Source organism: Acidovorax sp. 35-64-16 (assembly GCF_002281195.1).
Lineage (GTDB): Bacteria > Pseudomonadota > Gammaproteobacteria > Burkholderiales > Burkholderiaceae_C > Acidovorax > Acidovorax defluvii.
The window spans coordinates 1-17667 of record NZ_NCFM01000026.1 but is presented as its reverse complement, the minus strand read 5'-3'; the positions used below and the strand labels follow the sequence as shown (position 1 = coordinate 17667).

General features: G+C 66.8%; 16 protein-coding genes. 11 read left to right on the top strand and 5 right to left on the bottom strand.

Annotation, left to right across the window (positions count from 1 at the left end; translation table 11 throughout):
- Positions 1-16: 16 nt before the first annotated feature.
- From flgK to B7Y64_RS14205, 3 genes are all read left to right on the top strand, one after another.
- Positions 17-1978, top strand: a complete 1962-nt coding sequence (gene flgK / locus B7Y64_RS14215; RefSeq protein ID WP_291329203.1) for a flagellar hook-associated protein FlgK — start codon at positions 17-19, stop codon at positions 1976-1978.
- 31 nt (positions 1979-2009) lie between these two features.
- A complete protein-coding gene (gene flgL, locus B7Y64_RS14210; protein ID WP_291326801.1) occupies positions 2010-3284 on the top strand; it encodes a flagellar hook-associated protein FlgL in 1275 nt (424 codons plus the stop codon).
- Between the two features lie 72 nt (positions 3285-3356).
- Positions 3357-4592, top strand: a complete 1236-nt coding sequence (locus B7Y64_RS14205; protein WP_291326802.1) for an HDOD domain-containing protein — start codon at positions 3357-3359, stop codon at positions 4590-4592.
- A 154-nt stretch (positions 4593-4746) separates the two neighbouring features.
- Here the strand turns inward: B7Y64_RS14205 and B7Y64_RS14200 are convergent, their stop codons facing one another.
- Complete coding sequence (locus tag B7Y64_RS14200; RefSeq protein ID WP_291326804.1) at positions 4747-6207, bottom strand: PLP-dependent aminotransferase family protein; 1461 nt, start codon at positions 6205-6207, stop codon at positions 4747-4749.
- A gap of 136 nt (positions 6208-6343) precedes the next feature.
- On the opposite strand from B7Y64_RS14200, the gene B7Y64_RS14195 reads away from it, so the two are divergent.
- The 7 genes from B7Y64_RS14195 to B7Y64_RS14165 all read left to right on the top strand — a co-directional run bounded on the left by B7Y64_RS14195 (position 6344) and on the right by B7Y64_RS14165 (position 12632).
- On the top strand, positions 6344-6943 hold the full coding sequence (locus B7Y64_RS14195) for a LysE family translocator (RefSeq protein ID WP_291326805.1): 600 nt from the start codon (positions 6344-6346) through the stop codon (positions 6941-6943).
- Positions 6940-7869 (top strand): DMT family transporter, encoded by a 930-nt coding sequence (locus B7Y64_RS14190; protein ID WP_291326806.1) that lies wholly within the window; start codon positions 6940-6942, stop codon positions 7867-7869. Before B7Y64_RS14195 ends, B7Y64_RS14190 begins: the two co-directional genes overlap by 4 nt.
- Positions 7870-8056: 187 nt before the next feature.
- The gene (locus B7Y64_RS14185; RefSeq protein ID WP_291326808.1) at positions 8057-9244 is read left to right on the top strand and encodes a PLP-dependent aminotransferase family protein; all 1188 of its coding nucleotides are present in this window, start codon (positions 8057-8059) and stop codon (positions 9242-9244) included.
- A gap of 2 nt (positions 9245-9246) precedes the next feature.
- Positions 9247-9870, top strand: coding sequence for a glutathione S-transferase (locus B7Y64_RS14180; protein WP_291326810.1), 624 nt, complete (start codon positions 9247-9249; stop codon positions 9868-9870).
- A 23-nt stretch (positions 9871-9893) separates the two neighbouring features.
- The gene (locus B7Y64_RS14175) at positions 9894-10796 is read left to right on the top strand and encodes a PhzF family phenazine biosynthesis protein (RefSeq protein WP_111866279.1); all 903 of its coding nucleotides are present in this window, start codon (positions 9894-9896) and stop codon (positions 10794-10796) included.
- A gap of 71 nt (positions 10797-10867) precedes the next feature.
- Positions 10868-11833, top strand: a complete 966-nt coding sequence (locus B7Y64_RS14170; protein ID WP_291326812.1) for a threonine dehydratase — start codon at positions 10868-10870, stop codon at positions 11831-11833.
- Positions 11834-11960: 127 nt separating this feature from the next.
- Positions 11961-12632 (top strand): histidine phosphatase family protein, encoded by a 672-nt coding sequence (locus tag B7Y64_RS14165; RefSeq protein ID WP_024813937.1) that lies wholly within the window; start codon positions 11961-11963, stop codon positions 12630-12632.
- Between the two features lie 135 nt (positions 12633-12767).
- Here B7Y64_RS14165 and B7Y64_RS14160 read toward each other — a convergent pair whose 3' ends face one another.
- Positions 12768-13598 (bottom strand): DUF4743 domain-containing protein, encoded by an 831-nt coding sequence (locus B7Y64_RS14160; protein WP_291325396.1) that lies wholly within the window; start codon positions 13596-13598, stop codon positions 12768-12770.
- A complete protein-coding gene (locus B7Y64_RS14155) occupies positions 13595-14578 on the bottom strand; it encodes a quinone oxidoreductase (protein WP_291325397.1) in 984 nt (327 codons plus the stop codon). The genes B7Y64_RS14160 and B7Y64_RS14155 overlap by 4 nt, the downstream gene beginning before the upstream one ends.
- Positions 14579-14671: 93 nt before the next feature.
- Between B7Y64_RS14155 and B7Y64_RS14150 the strand changes: the two genes are divergently transcribed.
- Positions 14672-15571 carry a DMT family transporter gene (locus B7Y64_RS14150; protein WP_024813934.1) on the top strand — a complete coding sequence of 300 codons (900 nt, stop codon included), beginning with the start codon at positions 14672-14674 and terminating at the stop codon, positions 15569-15571.
- 94 nt (positions 15572-15665) lie between these two features.
- Here the strand turns inward: B7Y64_RS14150 and B7Y64_RS14145 are convergent, their stop codons facing one another.
- The gene (locus B7Y64_RS14145) at positions 15666-16496 is read right to left on the bottom strand and encodes an SDR family oxidoreductase (protein ID WP_291325398.1); all 831 of its coding nucleotides are present in this window, start codon (positions 16494-16496) and stop codon (positions 15666-15668) included.
- A gap of 135 nt (positions 16497-16631) precedes the next feature.
- Positions 16632-17561: a DMT family transporter gene (locus B7Y64_RS14140; protein ID WP_035240905.1), complete on the bottom strand. Its 930-nt coding sequence runs from the start codon at positions 17559-17561 to the stop codon at positions 16632-16634.
- Between the last annotated feature and the right edge of the window lie 106 nt (positions 17562-17667).

Here is a 17667-nt window from a genome sequence, read left to right as displayed (position 1 = left end):
GCACACAAGGTAAGCCATGAGCCTGCTCAACGTCGGATCCCGCGCCCTTCTGGCCAACCAGGCGGCCCTGCAGACCGCAGGCCACAACATTGCCAACGTCAGCACGCCCGGCTATTCGCGCCAGACCGTGGTGCTGCAGACCGTGCAGGGCCAGTTCACCGGCGGTGGCTACATTGGCAAGGGCGTGGATGTGCAGACCATCCAGCGCAACCACAGCGAGCTGCTCACGCGCCAGTCCACCGCCGCATCAGCGGTGGATGCGGGCGACACCGTGCGCATGGACCGCCTGCGCCAGTTGCAAGAGGTTTTCAGCGGCGGCGCCAGCGGCATTGGCGCATCCATCAACGACATGATGAACGCGCTCTCGGATGTCGTGAGCGCCCCCACCGACCTCACTGCGCGCAGCGTGGCCCTGACGCGCATGGACGAAACCGCCGCGCGCATGCGCGACGCCTCGCAACGCCTGGACGAAATCGGCTACACCGTGGCCGAGCAGCTCAAGGGCAGCATGGTCGCGGTCAACAGCCTGGCCAAGAACATCGCCGGCATCAACGAGCAGATTGCCCGTGCCAAGGGCAACGGCCAGCCCGCCAACGACCTGCTCGACCAGCGCGACCAGCTCATCCGCGAGCTCAACCAGCACATCCAGACATCGCAGGTGGCCGCCGACGACGGCACGGTCAGCGTGTTCGTGGCCGGCAGCCAGCCGCTGGTGCTGGGCAACCAGGCTGCCACGCTGTCGATTGACGATCCAATCGATTTTGGCGCGGGCAGCGGCAAAAAGGTGCTGAGCTTTCTGGCGCCTGGCTCCTCCACCAAAGTGGAGTTGAACGAAAACATGCTCGGCGGGGGCCAGGTGGCGGGCTTGCTGCGCTTTCAGAACAACGACCTCGCCGAAGGCCGCAACCTGCTCGGCCGCATGGCCATCGCCATCAGCGAGTCGATGAACACGCAGAACCGGCTGGGTCTGACGCTCAATGGCCAGCCGGGTGAAAACCTTTTCGCGCCCATCAGTCTGGGCAATGCAACACCCAGCAACTTCAATACCTCGACCGCCACCATGGCGCTGACGGTAGCCGACCCCACGGCACTGCAGGCGTCGAGCTACACCGTCAGCTTCACGGCGGGCGACGCGGGCTCGGTCACCCGCCATTCGGACGGCAAAGTCTTCAACTTCGATGGCTCTGCGCTGCCACCGGTCACAGTGGCGAGCGTCTTTTCGGCACAGGGTCTGGGTGTCACGCTCTCAGGTGCGGTCAACGCAGGCGACCAGTTCGTGATCAATTCGCTGCAGGGCGCCGCGGCGGAGTTGCAGGCGCTGCAGTACTCGCCGACCGACCTGGCGGCTGCCAATCCGGTCAATGCCGCCATGGGGGCGGCGAATGGGGGTTCGCTCCAGTTGGCATCACTGAAGGCAACCGGCCCGATCACGCAACCTGCAACGGGAAGTCCTGTCACGATTGCCTTTACAGCAGGGTCGCCTGCAACCTATTCGGCAACGGTTCCCGGCCCACCCGTAGCAACCATTGCTACCGGCAACTACGTTTCTGGCGAAAAAATTGCCATCAATGGCTGGGAAATCGCCCTACAGGGCGCACCCAAGAGCGGCGACACCGTTACGGTGGGTAACGCGACCGACTCCCAATATGGCGACTGGTACAAGCGTGACACCGGCAACGCCAGCGCGCTGATGGCCCTGCGCGATGTGCCGATGTTCGACAACGCCACGTTGGCTGACGGTTTTGCCAGCGCCATGGCGCAGGTGGGCACACGCACCCAAAGCGCACAATTCGCGGCCGAGTTGTCTTCTTCCATTGCGGCCAATCTGGAGCGCGACCGCACGGCCGTCGCCGGCGTCAACCTCGACGAAGAGGCTGCGCGTCTGATCCAGTACCAGCAGGCTTACCAGGCCTCGGCCAAGATGATCCAGATCGCGCAAAATATCTTCGACACACTGATCCAGGGTCTCGGCCGCTAAGAACAGGGCCCATGCCTGAACGGAGTCCATCATGAGCAACGCTCTTTACCGGCTGAGCACAGCCAACCAGTACGACGTTGCCGTGCGCAACATCGGTCAGCGCCAGACATCCCTGTCCAACCTGCAGGAAAACCTGACCTCGGGCAAGCGCGTGGTGCGGGCCAGCGACGACCCGGTGGCAGCCGCGCAGGCCGAGCGCGCCCTCACGCGGCTGTCTCGTATTCAGACCGAGCAGCGCGCACTGGAAACGCAGCGCAACGCCATTGCGCAGGCCGAGTCCGCCATGGGCGACGCCGTGGGCCTGGTTCAAAACGCGCGCGAACTCATTGTGAGTGCAGGCAACGGCACCCTGACCCCCAACGACCGGGCCACCATTGCCAACCAGCTGCAGGGCCTGCGCGAACAGCTGTCGGAGGTGGCCAACCGCAAGGACACCAATGGCGTCCCCTTGCTGGGGGCCCTCGGCAGCGCTCTGTCACCATTCCTAGGGCCGCTGAGCACGTCGCCAGACTACAAATTCGATGGCCTGGCGGGGCAGTACAGCAGCACGGGGGTGGCCATTCCGAACACGCTGGATGGCGATTCGGCGTTCATGTTTCAGCCGCAGCGCGACGGGGTGTACAACGCCAGCCTCAGCGCCATTCCCAGCAGCCGTCGGCTGACCACCGATGCCATCAAGCCCGTGGATTTGGGCCTGGTGAACGGCCACAACTACTCCATCGTGTTCAGTGCAGTGGGACCAGGCGCTACGCCGGGTACCTCCACCGCCACCTACACCATCAATGACCTGACCCTGAGCACTTCGTCGGCCTCGGTCACGGTTCCCGACTTCCCAAGTGACAAACCCCTGAGCCTTGAAATCTCGGCTGCCACCAATCCCACAGTTCATGTTCCGGGACTGAGCTTCAAGATCACCGGCACGCCCGCCACGGGCGACACGATCACTCTGAAACCCAGCGCCAGCGTGTTCAGCGCCCTCGACAGCGCCATCAATGACATCCGCAACGCACCCAACAGCAACGCCGCCAGTCAGGCGGTGGGCCAGGCGCTGGCCAACCTCGACTCGGGGCTGGAGCGCATGCACAACATGCGCGGCTATGCGGGCGAGTTGCTCAACCGCGCAGACCGCATCACGGGCGACCAGGAAAAACGCTCCATCCAGCTCGAAGACGACCGCTCGCGCGCCGAGGATCTCGATATGATCAAGGGCATTTCGGACTTCCAGAACCAGCAGGTGGGATACGAGGCCGCCCTCAAGTCCTATGCCTCGGTTCAGAAGCTTTCCCTGTTCAACTTCATCAGTTAAAACCTGCTCGCGCGGCGGAGGCCCGGCTCCGTTGCCAGGATCCGGCCCCGCTGTCTTATTGCTTCAACGCCCATGGTCCAATCCGTCCTTGGCAGCCTGATTCTTGGCTACCGCCCTTTGTGGAACCGGGCCCGCAAACTCGCGGGCATTCAGCTCTATGCCCAGAACGAAGCCGCCACGGTGGTGGATGCCGCCCACCTGCTGCGCACGGTGCAAGAGATGTGGTCTTCCACCTCACCACCGCTTCTGTTGTCTGCGCAAACGCGCCAGCTTTTGTGCTCGCTGCTGGATGACGCCCCGCGCGGCGCACCCTGGATCGAGGTGCGGGGCGACTGGCTGTCCGACAGTGCCATCTTGGCCCGCGTCAAGGCGGCGCACCAGCGCGGCCTCAAGCTGGTGTGGCGCGGCGACCTGGCCCGCTTGCCCGGGCCCGAGGTGGCGCGTTGCTTTGACAACAGCCTGCTTTCGCTGCGCCCCGAAGACGCCGTGGCGGCACTGCAAACCGCCCCCACCCGGCCTGGTGGCCCGGCGCCGGTGGCCCACGCCAAAAGCCCGGTGCTGGCAGGCCAGATGTATGAAAACATCACCAGCCGCGCACTCATGGAGCATTGTCTGGATCAGCAAAACGCCCTGGCACTGGCCGGGTGGCCCGCGGAAGACGTGCTCTACCACCAGCGGCACCAGGCGCCTCAACCCTCGCACGCCGTCATCTTCAAGCTGATGAAGGCCATAGACGCCGAGCAGTCGCTGGAGACCTTCGAAGAAATCATGGGCGAAGACCCGCTGCTGGCCTACCGTTTCATGGTCTATACCAACTCGGCGGCACTGGGCTTGCGCACGGGCATCGACTCGTTGCGCCGGGGGCTGGTGATGATGGGCTATGGCTCCATCAAGCGCTGGCTGTCCGACCAGTTGCCCCACGCCAGCACCGACCTGAACCTGCGGCCCGTGCGCGAGTCCATGCTGATCCGGGCGCAACTCATGACGCACCTGCTCGACGCTGGCGTAGAAAACGACCTGCGCCGCGAGATCTATCTGTGCGGGCTGCTGTCGCAACTGGACGATGTGATGGGCGAATCGCTGGGCACCATCCTGCGCCGCATTCCGCTGTCGGAACGCATCTACGACGCCAATGTGCTCGGCACGGGCCCGTATGTCTCGGGCCTGCAGATGGCCCGTGCCCTGGAATCCGAAGACGCCAGCGCCATCCGCAAGCTGTGCGAAACCCACGAGATGGATCTGGAAGAAGTCAACCGTGCACTGCTGCGCGTGCTAGCCGATCTCGAAGTGGAGCGCCCCGCCGCCTGACCCTTTGCTGCCGCAACGCTGCTCCGGTCTGGCGGTCTGGCGGTCTGGCGGTCTGGCGGTCTGGCAAAAATTCAACCGTTCGCCCTGCGCTTGTCGAAGGGCTTCGACCTCAAGGCGAGCGGAATTTGAGATCAAACGCCTGATCCAAACGCGGCTATCGGCTCTGCGCCACCACCCGCTGGAGCACGCGCCAGAAGGCCGCGTCCTGCGTGGTGGTGAAGTTGATGCGCATCAGCGTGCACGGTTGCCGGCTGGCATGGAACAACGCCCCGGGCGCCAGCAGGTAGCCCTCGTCCAGCATGCGCTGGGCCAGCACGTCGGTGTCCACGCCCGTTTCCACCCAGCCGAACAGCCCGGCAGGTTCGGCGGCAAAGCTGCAACCTGCCTCCAGCGCCAGCTGCACGCTGCGCGAGCGCGCCTGGGCCAGGCGCAGGCGCATGCGCTCGGCATGGCGGCGCAACTGGCCCTGGTCGATGCACAGGGCCAGCGCCTTCTCCAGGATGGACGGTGTGGTCAGGGTGGACAACAGCTTGGTGTCGAGCAGGCGCTCCACCAGATCGGGTGGCGCCGCCAGGTAGCCCACGCGCCAGTTGGGCGCCAGGATTTTGGCGAAACCGCTCACATAGATGGTGCGCCGCAGGCCGTCGAGCACCGACAGCCGCGTGGCGTGTTCGGGCGCGATGTGGCTGTAGGTGTCGTCTTCCACCACATGAAAGTTGTGCTGCTGTGCCAGCTGCAGCACCTGGTGCGCACTGCCGGGCGACAGGCAATAGCCCGTGGGATTGTGGAACACGCTCACGCTCACGAACAGCTTCGGAGCGTGGGCCTCGCAATAGCGCGCCATCACGGCCAGATCGGGCCCGTCGGCGCGGCGCGGCACGGGCAGGATGTGCATGCCCAGGGCATCCAGGCGCGCAAACTCCACCGACCAACCGGGCTCCTCGACCATCACCGGGTCGCCGGGCCGCAGCAGCGTGCGGCTGACGATGTCGAGCGCATGGGTGGCGCCCACCGTGGTCATGATCTGCCCGGCCCGCGCGGGAATGCCCAGGCCCGCCAGCTTGCGCGCCAGCACCTGGCGCAGGCCGGGATCCCCCATGGGTTCGCCATACTGCAGTGAGCCCTCTTGCAACGCCCGGCTGCCGGTGACTTTGCGCACCGCCGCCGCCATGAAGCCCGTCTCCAGCCAATCGGCCGGAAACACGCCCGCGCCGGGTTGCGGATGGGTGGACGACTGGTGGAACATGCCCCGGATCAGCGCCGTGGCGTTGATGCGCGAACCCGATGGCAACGACCCCGTGCCCGTGGCCACCCTGAGCGCCACACCCGCTATATTTTGTATAGCTGCTTGCGCTTGTCCCTCTTGGGCTAGAGCCCCATTTTGCACAAAATCCCGCACATAAAAACCGCGCTGGCTGCGCGCCTCTACCAGGCCCTGGGCCTGCAACTGGTCGTAGGCGGCCACCACGGTGTAGGGGCTGACGCCCTGCTGGCGCGCGCATTCGCGCACCGACGGCAAGCGCGCGCCCGCAGGCAGCAGCCGCGAACGGATGCGCTCGGCAAAACGCTCGGCCAGCTGTTCGGTCAGGGTGTGGTTGCTGGAACGGGTAAGCATGCAAGGCCTTGTACAAAAAACGGCAACTGTGCTGACACAATGACCACTACAGATCGCTTCATTGTCAGCCTATCTGTATTGGCACTGTATTGCAATTGCCTCTACAGTAACTGCCAATCTTCTTCATTTCAAGGCCATGCCACCTGTTGAATTCACTGCCCTGCTGGCACTGGCCACTGCCATGAGCTTCAGCCCCGGTCCCAACACCACGCTGTCCACCGCGCTGGCGGCCAACCGGGGGTTGCGCCACGCGATGCGCTTTGTCTGCGCCGTGCCCGTGGGCTGGAGCGCCCTGCTGCTTTTGTGCGCGGGCGGCTTGGGCGCCGCGGTGGTGGCGGTGCCCGCGCTGCGCTGGGCCATCAAGGCCGTGGGCATTGCCTACCTGGTGTGGCTGGCCTGGAAGCTCAGCCAGAGCGGCCAGCTGGGCGAGGCCGACGCTGCCCGCATGGACGTGGGCTTTTGGCAAGGCGCGGCACTGCAATTCGTGAACATCAAGGCCTGGCTGCTGTCGCTGACCATCGTGGCGGGCTGGATCGTGGGGCGCGAAGACAGCCTGCAGCGCCTGGCCGTGGTGCTGCCCGTGATGGCCCTGTTTGCGCTGTCCAGCAATTTTGCGTATGCCTCCGTGGGCGCGTTGCTGCGCCACTGGCTGGCGCACGGGCGCCGCCTGCTGTGGTTCAACCGCGCCATGGCGCTTGTCTTGGTGGTGACGGCGGCCTGGATGGTGCGCGCATGACGCCGCCCCGCGCCCATCCAGCCCACGGCGCTGAGGCCCGCGGACTGGCCCTGGGCCTGCTCGGCGTGACGATCTTTGCCCTGACCCTGCCCATGACCCGGCTGGCCGTGGGCACACCCGATGCGCCACTGATGTCGGGCCTGTTCATCGCTATGGGGCGCGCGGCCCTGGCGGGGCTGCTTTCGGGGGCGCTGCTGCTGGCGCTGCGGGCACCGCTGCCGCAGCGCGCCGACGCCTTGCCGCTGGTGCTGACAGCGCTCGGTGTGGTGTTTGGCTTTCCGCTGCTCACCTCGATAGCCATGCGCCATGTCAGCGCCGTGCACGCCAGCGTGATCGTGGGCGTGCTGCCGCTGGCCACTGCGGCTGTGGGCGCGCTGCTGCACCGCCAGCGCCCGTCGCCAGCCTTCTGGGCCTGTGCGGCGCTGGGCTCCGGGCTGGTGGTGGGGTTTGCCGTGTTGCGTTCGGGCGCCGCCGGGCTGGCGCTGCACCCGGCCGATATGCTGCTGCTGGGTGCCATGCTGTGCGCGGCCGTGGGCTATGGTTTTGGCGCGCGGCTGTCGCAGCACATGCGCGCCGAGTTCGTGATCTGCTGGGCACTGGTGATCTCGCTGCCAGTCACGGCGCCGCTGGCCGCGCTGTCGTGGCCTGACGTGTCCGTACCCGCCGTCGCCTGGAGCGGGTTTGCCTATGTATCGGTTTTCTCGATGTGGCTGGGCTTTTTTGCCTGGTACCGGGGCCTGGCGCTGGGCGGCACGGTGCGCGTGAGCCAGGTGCAACTGGTGCAACCCTTTCTGGGCATGTTGTTTGCCGTGCCCCTGCTGGGCGAGGGCCTGGACGCGGTGAGCGTAGGCTTTGGCCTGGCTGTGATGGCCACCGTGTTGCTGGGCCGTCGCATGCCGGTGCGGGCGCGGGCCCCGCAGGGATGACGATGACAACCCGCCACGAACCCCCACAACCCCCACGGGCCCACGCCGAGACAGGCGCGTCACGCCCATCGGGCGGGTTAAAGTGCGACCCCATCGGTCCACCCGCACCCCCTGGCCCCGCCGCAAAGCGGCCCTTTTAATCGGATGACAAGCGCGCCCCTGCCGGGCGCCCACTGGAGATGACTGCATGACGAACTGGACCCTGGCTGCACGCGCCGCCAAGATGAACCCCTCGGCAATCCGCGAGATCCTCAAACTCACCGACAAGCCCGGCATCATCAGCCTGGCCGGCGGCCTGCCTTCGCCCAAGGCGTTTCCCTTGCAGGAGTTCACCGCGGCCTGCAACACCGTGATGGCACGCGACGGCGCGGCCGCCCTGCAATACGCCACCAGCGAAGGCTTTGCACCCCTGCGCCAGGCCGTGGCCGACATGCTGCCCTGGGCGGTGGACCCGGACCAGGTGCTCATCACCACCGGCTCGCAACAAGCGCTCGATCTGATCGGCAAGGTGTTTCTCGACAAGGACAGCCGCATGCTGGTGGAAACGCCCACCTACCTGGGCGCGCTGCAGGCCTTTGCGCCGCAAGAACCGCTGGCCGTGAGCGTGGCCAGCGACGACGACGGCATTCTGGTGGACGACTTTGCCGCCAAGGTGGGCACCGGCGCCGACAAGGCCCGCCTGGCCTATGTGCTGCCCAACTTCCAGAACCCCACGGGCCGCACCATGACCGAGGCGCGCCGCGCCGCGCTGGTGGCCAAGGCGTCCGAGCTGAACATTCCGCTGATCGAAGACAACCCCTATGGCGACCTGTGGTTTGGCGAGGCCCCACCCGCGCCCCTGACCGCCCGCAACCCCGACGGCTGCATCTATATGGGCTCGTTTTCCAAGGTGCTGGCCCCGGGCCTGCGCATCGGATTTCTGGTCGCGCCCAAGGCCATCTACCCCAAGCTGCTGCAAGCCAAGCAGGCGGCCGACCTGCACACGCCCGGTTTCAACCAGCGTGTGGTCGCCGAAGTGATCCGGGACGGTTTTCTCGACCGCCATGTGCCCACGATCCGCGCACTCTACAAGCAGCAGCGCGACACCATGCTGGACGCGCTGGAGCGCGAAATGGCCGGCCTGGATGTGACCTGGACGCGCCCGGCGGGTGGCATGTTCCTGTGGGTGATGCTGCCCGAAGGCATGGATGCGCAGGCCCTGCTGCCGGCGGCCGTGGAGCGCAACGTGGCCTTTGTGCCCGGTGCGCCGTTTTATGCCGAACACCCCGACACCCGCACCCTGCGCCTGTCGTATGTGACGGCCACCAGCGACGATATCCGCACCGCCATCGCCGCGCTGGCAGCGGCCATCCGCGCGCAACTGGCAAAGGGCTGAGCATGTTGCGGCTATGGGGGCGGCTCTCGTCCATCAATGTGCGCAAGGTGGTATGGACCGCGCAGGAATTGGCGCTGCCCTTGCAGCGCACCGATGCCGGGGGGCAATTTGGCATCGTGCGTGACCCACATTACCTGGGCCTCAACCCCAACGGCCTGGTGCCCCTGATCGAAGACGAGGGCGGCGTGGTGCTGTGGGAGTCGAACACCATCGTGCGCTACCTGTGCGCCCGCTATGCGCCCGGCCAGCTCTACCCTGAGGCCCTGCCCGCCCGGTTTGTGGCCGAGCAATGGATGGATTGGCAGCAAACAACGCTCAACCCTGCCGGGCGCGACGCCTTCATGCAGTGGATTCGCACACCGGCCACGCAGCGCAACGACGCGCTCATCCAACGCTCGGTGGCCGCCACCGAAGCGCTGTTGGCGCTGCTGGACGCGCACCTCGCGCACCAGCCCTTCATGGCAGGCGAGCACTTCACCATGGCCGACATTCCGGTGGGCTGCGAGATCCACCGCTGGTGGGGCCTGCCCCAGGAACGCACCGCCCGGCCCCACCTGGAACGCTGGTTCCAGGCCCTGCGCGAGCGCCCCGGCGCACGCGGCGTGCTAGACCAGCCGCTGTCCTGAGTTCTTTCCTTCCAAGCCCCGCCATGCGCCAACGCCCTTATCTGCAGGTCGACGTATTCACCCCCGAGCCCTACCGTGGCAACCCGCTGGCCGTGGTGCTGGACGGTGAAGGCCTCACGGCAGAAGCCATGCAGCAGTTCACCAACTGGACCAACCTGTCCGAAGCCACGTTTGTGCTGCCGCCCACGCCCGAGGGCCGCGCAGCGGGCGCGGACTACCGCGTGCGCATCTTCAGCCCGGGCCGCGAGCTGCCGTTTGCCGGCCACCCCACGCTGGGCAGCTGCCATGCCTGGCTGCAATCGGGCGGCCAGCCCCGCGTGGCGGGCCGCGTGGTGCAGGAGTGCGGCGTGGGCCTGGTCGCGCTGCGCCAGGACGATGACCGCCTGGCCTTTGCGGCCCCACCGTTGATCAAAAGCGGCCCGCTCGACGAAGCCGATGTGGCCCGCATCGCCCAGGGCCTTGGTGTGGCGCGCAGCGACATCCTGCACCACGCCTGGTGCGACAACGGCCCGAACTGGCGCGGCGTGATGCTGCGCTCGGCCGCGCAGGTGCTGGCCTTGAAGCCCGACGGCGCCATCCTTGCCGGGCTGGATGTGGGCGTGGTCGGGCCAACCGCTGAAGGCGGCGCGTCCGCGCCGCGTGGCAAGGTCGGCGTGGTGGGCAGCAGCGATGCGGACGGCATCGCCTTCGAAGTGCGCGCCTTCTTCCCCGGCAACAACGGCCTGGCGGAAGACCCCGTCACGGGCAGCCTCAATGCCGCGCTGGCGCAATGGCTTATTGGCGCAGGCCTCGCGCCCGCGCGCTACGTGGCCAGCCAGGGCACCGCGCTGGGGCGCGCCGGGCGGGTGCATGTTGAACAAGACGGCGCGGATATCTGGGTGGGCGGCCACACCGTCACCTGCATCAGCGGCACGGTGCGGCTGTAAAAAACAAGCCAAAACAGCTCCAAGCGGCCATTCAGCAAGCGCCAGCAGCTATCAAAACAGAAGTTTTCTCCATGCCCCTTCCCACCCTGGCCGACATCGAAGCCGCCGCACAGGTGGTTTACCGCGACTTTGCCGCCACGCCGCAATACCGCTGGGCGCTGCTCAGCGAGCGCCTGGGCACCGACTGCTGGCTCAAGCACGAAAACCACACGCCCGTGGGCGCCTTCAAGATCCGGGGCGGCCTCACTTATTTCGACCAGCTCGCGCGGCGCGGTGCACTGCCGCGCGAGGTGGTCAGCGCCACGCGCGGCAACCACGGCCAGAGCATGGGCTGGGCCGCGCGCCGCCACGGCGTGGCCTGCACCATCGTCGTGCCACGGGGCAACTCGGTGGAAAAAAACACCGCCATGCGCGCTCTGGGCGTCACGCTCGTCGAACATGGCAGTGACTTCCAGGAGGCGCGGGAACACGCCATGCAGATCGCCACCGAGCGTGGCGCGCACATGGTCCCCAGCTTCCACCCCGACCTGCTGCGCGGCGTAAGCACCTACTGGTGGGAGTTTTTGCGCGCCGTGCCGCAGCTTGATGTGGTGTATGTGCCCATCGGCCAGGGCTCGGGCGCTTGTTCGGCGATTGCGGCCAAGCTGGCACTGGGCCATGGCGTGCGCGTGGTGGGCGTGGTCAGCAGCCACGCCACCACCTACGCCGACTCGGTGGCCGCAGGCCGCGTGGTGGAGGCCCCGGTGACCACCCAGCTGGCCGACGGCATGGCCTGCCGCGTGGCCGACGCCGCGGCACTGGCCATCATTGCACCGCACATCGACCACATCGTGCAGGTCAGCGACAACGAGGTGGCCGCCGCCATGCGCGCCTTGTTCACCGACACGCACAACGTGGCCGAAGGTGCAGGCGCCGCAGCCTTCGCGGCGGCGCTGCAAGAGAAAGACCGGCTTGCGGGCCAGACGGTGGGCGTGGCGCTCACGGGCGGCAATGTGGATGCGGACATCTTCAGCCAGGTGCTGCACCCCGCACCCTGAACCGGCGGCAGCCACAGGCCCCGGCCTTGCGTACAGGGCGGCCAGCACCGCGTGGTTCGCTTCTCTTTCAATAGCATGCGTCGCCCGCGAGACATAGGCAGACTGGCTATTCCCCTAAATTCCCGCCATGGGAACCCTCTACCTTGTGCGCCACGGCCAGGCCTCGTTTGGTGCCGACGATTACGACCAGCTCAGCACGCGGGGGCGTGAGCAGGCGGTGCGGCTGGGCGAACACTGGCGCGCACAGGGCCAGGCATTTGACGCCATCCTTACCGGAACGCTGCGGCGCCACACGCAGACGCTTGAAGGCATTGCCGAAGGCCTGCAGATCACCCCCGAGCCGCTGCAGATGCCGGGCCTGAACGAATACGACAGCCTGGCGCTCATCCGTGCCATCCACCCGCAGCCCCTGGCCAAGCCCGACACGCCCGAGCTATACCGCCACCATTTCCGCCTGCTGTGCGACGCGCTGGCGCAATGGATGGCGGGCGTCATCAGCCCGCAGGGCATGCCCAGCTGGGACGAATTTGCCGGCGGCGTGCGCGCCGCGCTCGACCATGTGCGCCACCAGCACGCGGGGCACAACGTGCTGCTGGTCAGCAGCGGTGGCCCCATTTCGGCGGCAGTGGGCGAGGTGCTGGGCACCGCGCCCGAGGTGACCATTGCGCTGAACATGCGCATCCGCAACAGCGCCGTGACCGAGTTCAGCGTGTCGCCCAAGCGGCTGATGCTGCAGACCTTCAACACCCTGCCGCACCTGAACGGGCGCGAGCATGCCGACTGGGTGACGCACGCCTGATTCCGTTTCTAAATCACCCGTGTCGTCGTTGCTTCGCCTTGTCGTGCTACAGCACTGCCTGCGGCTTCGCGCCTAGACACGAATGATTTGGAAAGGGAATGATCACAGAGGCATCGGCCCGCTTCATGCAGGCTGTCAAAGCCCGCAGCAGGCGCCCAGCACCAGCGCGGCCTCCAGCGTGAACCCGCCCGAAGCAATGCATTCGCGCACCTGGGCGGGGCTCCACAGCTCAAACCGCTCCACCTCGCCGTCCTGGTTGCAGGGTTCCAGCCCTTCGGGCACGGTGCAGCGAAACCAGTCGATGCGCTCGACCATGTAACCCACGCCACCGCCCTCGCGGCTGGGGCGGCTGAAATCCACCTGCCCGCCCAGCTCCACGCCGTGCAGCGCGGGCAGGCGCAAACCCGCCTCCTCCCAGGTTTCGCGCTCCAGCGCCTGCTGCAAGGTGTCGGCGGCCGAGACCATGCCGCCCATCAACGTGTCCCACATGCCCGGGTTGTTGGGCTTGGTTTTTGAGCGCTGCTGCACCCACATGCGGCCATCCGGCGCCCTGCCCACCAGGTGCACGGCCCGCGTGGCAATGCCCAGCACGCGCACGGCGCCGCGCTCGATGGTGCCCAGCCGCTCGCCATGGGCGTTGCACACCGCCAGTTGCTCGTCGCGCCACGGGCCGCACTGGCCCTGGGCGCGCAGGGCCTGCGCCAGCAGGTTCAGCGCGGGGGTGACGGCGTCGGGCGCCACATCGAGGTGCCACGTCCATTCACCAGAATGCTCCTGATTCAGTAGCTGGTAGCGCTTATCTGATAAGCGCCAGAGGTCGATTTGACTCAGAATCCCGGTCGCCACCGACCCCACGGCCTGCCCCGCCACCCACAGGGGCTGACGCGCTTGCGCGGGCGGCTGATGGGCAGCTGCGCGGGCCGTGGCCAGCCATTCGGCGGCAGACGCTTTGGCGGCCAGCGTCACAGCGTGAGGATGGTCGAGCCGGTGGTCTTGCGCGCTTCCAGGTCGCGGTGCGCCTGCTGCACCTCGGCGAGCGGGTAGCGCTGGTCGATGTGGATCTTCACCCGCCCGCTGGCCACCACGGCAAACAGGTCGTCGGCCATGGCCTGCGTGCTTTCGCGCGTGGTGATGTGGCTGAACAGCGTCTGGCGCGTGACATACAGCGAGCCCTTGGCACCCAGCGCGCCGGGTGCAAAAGGCGCCACCGGGCCCGAGGAGTTGCCGAAGCTGGCCATCAGGCCAAACGGGCGCAGGCATTCCAGCGACTTGTCCCAGGTGTCCTTGCCCACCGAGTCGTACACCACCTTCACGCCCTGGCCTGCGGTGATTTCTTTCACGCGCGCCGCAAAGTCTTCGGTGGCGTAGTTGATGGCGTGGGCCGCGCCATTGGCCAGCGCCAGCTGGCACTTGGCATCGGTGCCGGCGGTGGCGATGAGCTGCAGCCCCAGCACCTTGGCCCACTGGCAGGCGATAAGGCCCACACCACCAGCGGCGGCATGGAACAGCACATGGTCGCCGGGGTGCAGCCCCTCCACCGGCAGCGTCTTTTTCAGCAGGTATTGCGCCGTCAGGCCCTTGAGCATCATGGCCGCGCCGGTCTCGAAGCTGATGGCGTCGGGCAGCTTGCACACGCATTTGGCGGGCATCACGCGCGCCTCGCAATAGGCACCGGGCGGCTGGCTGGCATAGGCGGCGCGGTCGCCCACCTTCAGGTGCGTGACGCCTTCGCCCACGGCTTCGACCACGCCGGCGGCCTCCATGCCGATGGTGGCGGGCAGGTTGAGCGGGTACAGACCCGTGCGGTGGTACACATCGATGAAGTTCAGGCCGATGGCGTGGTGCCGGATGCGGATTTCACCCGGCCCGGGCTCACCCACGGCCACGTCAACCAGGTGAAGTTCTTCGGCGCCACCGGGCTGGCGGATCTGGACGGCAAGGCTCATGAAAACGGTCTCCTGTAATGGATGCGACAAGGGGGCTGTCATCCTGCCATGAATCTGCAAGCCTCGCTGGGGCCCCACCGTTACAGTGACGGCATGACTCAACGACTGACGCCCGGCACGGTGGCGCTGCTGGTGACGGCGCCGCTGCTGTGGGCCGGCAATGCCGTGGTGGGCCGCCTGGTGCATGACCTGGTGCCGCCCATCACCCTCAATTTTTTGCGCTGGGCACTGGCCCTGGCACTGCTGTTGCCGCTCACGCACCGCGTGCTGCGCCCGGACAGCCCGCTGTGGCCGCACTGGCGGCGCTATGCGCTGCTGGGGCTGCTGGGGGTGGGCCTGTACAACGCACTGCAATACCTGGCGCTGCAGACCTCCACACCCATCAACGTGACGCTGGTGGGCTCCAGCATGCCGGTGTGGATGCTGGCGGTGGGCGCGCTGTTTTTTGGCGTAGCCGTCACGCGTCGGCAGCTGGCGGGCGCGGCCCTGTCAATGATCGGCGTGCTCACCGTGCTCAGCCGGGGCGAGTGGAGCCAGCTGCTGGCGCTGCGCCTGGTGGCGGGCGATCTGTTCATGCTGCTGGCCACGATTTCATGGTCGTTCTACAGCTGGCTGCTGGTGCGCACCAGCGAGCCCGCCAGCGTGCGCGGCGACTGGGCCGCCTTTCTGACAGGGCAGATGGTGTTTGGCCTGGCCTGGTCGGGCGTCTTTGCCAGCGCCGAGTGGGCCACGGGGCACACGCACATCGCATGGGGCTGGCCGCTGGTGGCGGCGCTGCTGTTCATCGCCATCGGTCCGGCGCTGGTGGCCTACCGCTGCTGGGGCATCGGGGTTCAGCGGGCCGGGCCGGCGGTGGCCGGGTTCTTCTCCAACCTGACCCCGCTGTTTGCCGCCTTGCTGTCGGCGGCGTTTCTGGGCGAAGCGCCCAGCGGCTACCACGCTGTGGCGTTTGCACTGATCGTGGGCGGGATTGTGGTGTCGTCGCGGCGCTGAAGGTTTTTTAATCACAACAGCCGCCCGCGCTTTGTGGACAAGCGCAAGCAGCTATCAAAAACTAAGCGCCATCACACAGCGCCATGCAACGCCGTCAGAACGTGCCGGGGTAGGCGCCGCCGTCGGCCAGCACATTCTGGCCCGTCATGTAACCCGCATGCACGCTGCACAGGAACGCGCAGATGGCGCCAAACTCTTCGGGGTTGCCAAAGCGGCCGGCCGGGATCTGCGCCTGCTGGGCGCGGCGCACGTCGTCCAGGCTTTTGCCGGACTTGGTGGCCGCAGCGCCCAGCGTGGTGGCAAGGCGGTCGGTGTCGAACTTGCCCGGCAGCAGGTTGTTCAGGGTGACGCCCTGCGATGCCAGCTTGCTGCGCGCGGCGCCTGCCACAAACCCGGTGAGCCCGCTGCGTGCGCCGTTGGACAGCCCCAGGATGTCAATCGGCGCCTTCACCGCGCTGGAGGTGATGTTGACCACACGGCCAAAGCCCCGCGCAGCCATGCCATCCACCGTGGCCTTGATGAGCTCGATGGGGGTGAGCATGTTGGCGTCCACCGCCTTGATCCAGGCGTCGCGGTCCCAGTCGCGAAAATCGCCCGTGGGTGGGCCACCCGCGTTGGTCACCACAATGTCAAAGTCGCGCCCCGGCCCGCCGGGCACGGCAAAAACAGCGGCCCGCCCCTCGGGGGTGGTGATATCGGCGGCCACCGTCAGCACCACGGGTTTGGTGCCATTTTGGCCTCTGGCGCTTGCTGCGTCTGCGCCAGCAGCTATTAATTGAGAAGCAGCCACCTGCAGTGCATCGGCGTTGCGCGCGTTGATGACCACGTTCACGCCCTCGCGCACCAGCGCCTGCGCGCAACCAAACCCCAGCCCTTTGCTGGCGCCACACACCAGCGCCCACTTGCCCGCGATTCCCAGATCCATAAAAACTCCCGATTGCTGGCCGCAACTCGCAGCCGTTTCAAATCATAAATGGGGCCTGCGCGGGCGACCGCCGTGGCCCGGCGGTGCCCCCACGGCGCGGTTGGTTGCCCCGGCGGGTGGTGTGCCTGCGGGGCATCAACGCACCGGCTGGCGCGACATGCGCGTGAACACAAAAATGCCCGCAATCACCAGCGCAGTGCCCGCCGCCACCCACAGCGTGAAGGGCTCACCCAGAATCCACACCCCCATGAGGATGGTGGACAGCGGACCCACCATGCCGGTCTGGGCCGCCATGCCCGCGCCAATGCGCTCGATGGCCATCATCACCATGAGCACCGGCGCCGCGGTGCACAGCGTGGCATTGAGCACCGACAGCCAGATCACCTCGGGCGCCACCACCGCCGCGCTCAGGGGCCGCAGCAGCACAAACTGCAGCAGGCAGCACAGGCAGGCCACCGTGGTGGCCAGGCCCACCAGCCGCAGCGAGCCGATGCGCTTGACCATCTCGCCGCTGTAAACAAGGTAGATGGCATAGCTCACGGCGCTCAGAAACACCAGCAGCGCGCCCCAGGCCGCATCAGCGCCCTGCAGCCGGGCCTCCAGGCCAAACACCAGCACCACGCCGCAGTAACTGATGGCCATGCCCAGCGCCTGGCCCCAGCGGATGCTGCGGCCATACAGCACCCAACCCAGCATCATCACCAGCGTGGGGTTGAGGTACAGGATGAGCCGCTCCAGGCTGGCGCTGATATAGGCCAGCCCGGCAAAATCCAGAAAGCTGGCCAGGTAGTAGCCCGTGACACCCAGGCCTGCCACGCCCAGCCAGTCGCGGCGCGACAAAGGCGGCTTGCCCCGGCTGGCCCACCACGCCATCACGGCAAAAATGGGCAGCGCAAACAGCATGCGGTACATGATGAGCGTGACCGCATCCACGCCATGGCGGTAGGCCAGCTTGACGATGATGGCCTTGCCGCTGAAGGCGATGGCGCCGAACAGCGCCAGCAATAAACCAGTTGCTACATTTTTTCTAGCTGCTTGCGCTTGCTGTGATTGGGCTGTAGGCACTTTTGATCGCGGATTCAAGTACGAAGTGCGCGAGTCTCAAGTCTAAGCGGAGTGATCTCCAGCCCATAGAACACCTCATGCGGAGTACGCCAGCCCAGGCACTTGC